This is a genomic window from Frankia sp. CcWB2 (assembly GCF_977927585.1).
In genome coordinates this window covers 712-2,992 of the sequence record NZ_CDWRCM010000295.1, presented here as the reverse complement: position 1 = coordinate 2,992, position 2,281 = coordinate 712, and the positions used below count along the sequence as shown (strand labels likewise).

The 2,281-nt window shown below is 64.1% G+C and carries 3 protein-coding genes; all 3 read right to left on the bottom strand.

Annotation, left to right across the window (positions count from 1 at the left end; all coding sequences use genetic code 11):
• Positions 1-141: 141 nt before the first annotated feature.
• Positions 142-1,116 carry an aminotransferase class I/II-fold pyridoxal phosphate-dependent enzyme gene (locus tag ACY45C_RS20700; protein WP_462189223.1) on the bottom strand — a complete coding sequence of 325 codons (975 nt, stop codon included), beginning with the start codon at positions 1,114-1,116 and terminating at the stop codon, positions 142-144.
• Between the two features lie 108 nt (positions 1,117-1,224).
• Positions 1,225-1,473, bottom strand: coding sequence for a hypothetical protein (locus ACY45C_RS20695; protein WP_462189221.1), 249 nt, complete (start codon positions 1,471-1,473; stop codon positions 1,225-1,227).
• Between the two features lie 168 nt (positions 1,474-1,641).
• On the bottom strand, positions 1,642-2,281 hold a 640-nt coding region (locus ACY45C_RS20690), incomplete at its 5' end, for a sulfotransferase family protein (RefSeq protein ID WP_462189220.1).

Here is a 2,281-nt window from a genome sequence, read left to right as displayed (position 1 = left end):
ACTCGCAAGCCGTGATCAGATCGCCAGGGCCGTATGATCCCCTGACTCGTCCCGTGCCCCCGGCCGCCCTGGAGGATGCCGCGGACGGTACCGGCTCTGGCCCTGCCGGTGCCGGCTCGCGGACGACCGAGCAGCGCCGGTTCAGAACTCGTACTTCTGCTTGAGCTCGGCGAGTGTGTCGACGAAGCCATCCAGGTGTTCGTTGGATAGTCGGTTGTTCACCATCAGTCGGATCACGGCCTGGTTCTTGTTCACCGCCGGGTAGCCGAACATCGGTACCAGATACCCGCGATCGAGGAAGTCCTGCCGGACGCGTACGGCGGTGTGGTTCGAGCCCACCGAGATCGATGTGACGTAGGTCGGCGTGGCGTTGATGGTGCAGCGGATCCCGAGCAGTCGCTCCCGCAGCCGGTCGACTCGGTCGAGGTAGCGTTCCATCACCGACGGGTCTTGTCTCATCCGGCGCAGCACATGGACGATGGCGCCGGCGGTCGGCGGCTGAATGTTGTTGGTGAACACCGACGTGCCCGACAGAAAGCGGAACGCATCAAGAGCGTCGGCCGGTCCCGCAAGTCCACCGCCCAAGCCGATGGACTTGCCGAACGACACCATCAGGAAAGTCGCCCGGCGCAGCTCCTCGTATTCAGCGGCGAACCGGTGGCCGCCGTTGCCGTAGACCATGAAGCCGTTCGCGTCGTCGACGAAGCTGACCGCGCCGAACTCGTCGCACAGGTCGAGGATCTCGCCGACCGGAGCCATCGAGCCGTCGGAGTACACGGTCAAGAATCCGACAACGACCCGCCGGCCGCGGAGGTTCTCCAGCACCTGCCTGAGATCGGCAATGTCATTGTGGCGGAAGTCGATCATGTTACGTCCGAACTTGAATCGCTCAACGGCCTTCCACATGCTCCAGTGGCTGTCCCGGTCGAGCACGAACACCGTGTCGGCGTTGTCCACGCCGGGCTGGTTGTTGAACGAGAACCTGGCGCTCATCGCGTGCACGAATCCGACGTTGGCCAGCAGCCCGGTGGCGAAGGTGAGCGATTTCTGCCGGCCGGTGATCTCAGCGACCAGCGCCTCCAGTTCCAGGTGTGGCCGGGCGACGCCCTGAACCACTCGGGAGCCGCCGACGACCAGGCCATAGGAGTCGAAATGAAATAACTTGCGCGTTTCGAACCCTCCACAGGCCTGTGACCTGCGATGATGCTCTCGATCACGTATTTGTTACTTCATTACGTCTCCATAGTTCATTGCCGTCTCGACGAAGACGTTGCGCACGTCCGGGTCGTGTTGCCATCCGAGGATGCCGATGCCGGCGAAGTTGACCACTTTTCTGCCGTTGATGCTTATGACCGCGTCGTTGAGGTCGTCAAGCTCAGGCGTCGCGATCAGTTCGCCGCTTCGCCTTGCGCTTTCGACCCATTCGGAGAAACCCCAGCGGGCCAGCGCCGGCTCCGCGGACAAGGTAGTCATGATCGTCCCTCATTTCGGTGAGTTGGGCCCAGGAGCGTTGGCGTCTTCTCGTTGCTCGGTGGTGGAAGGGCAAATGCGAGACCGCTGGACGGTGCCAATGGAGCAGGCCGAGACCAGGTCAGCCCACGACGGGGCCACCGAGTTCCGGGCCACCGAGTTCCGGTCGGTTCAGAGCAGGGTGCCGAGTCGGGAGTCGACTTCCTCGGCGCTGATGCCGAATTGGGCCAGGTCGTAGCGGTGCGAACGGAGGCGTTCATCTTCGGCCAGCACGGCCGACATGGCCGGGCGGACCTCGTTGGCCAGGTCCCATCCGAGGTGGCGGTAGATGTCGGCGACGACCGCCAGCGGGTCGGCGGTGAACTCGTCGAATTCGACGTCGTAAAACCTGGCCTGGTCGTGTTTGGCCCGCTCCGTGGCGAATCGCGCAAGAGTGCGAGTGGCGAGTTCGAGCAGGGCAGGGCCGATCACCTCGCCCTGGAAAACTGAGGACATGCCCGCGGCAAGCTTGCTCGCCATGCTGCACGCCGATCCCAGCACCGTACTGGCGGGCCTGCGGTGGGTCTGGATCACCATTGCGTCGGGGTAGGTCGCCAGCAGGGCGTCCAGGCAGGGCATGTGACTGGAGGATTTGAGCACCCAGCGCCGCTCGGGGTCATGCAGCCCGATCAGTTGGAGGTTGCGGCGATGCCGCCGGTACGCTTCGGTCGAGTCCCGGCCGGCCAGCCACGCGGAGTACGTCGGCACGTACCCGGTGAACTCGAAATACGGCGAGACCATCGACTGGCGGGTCAACAGCCAGCACTCCTCG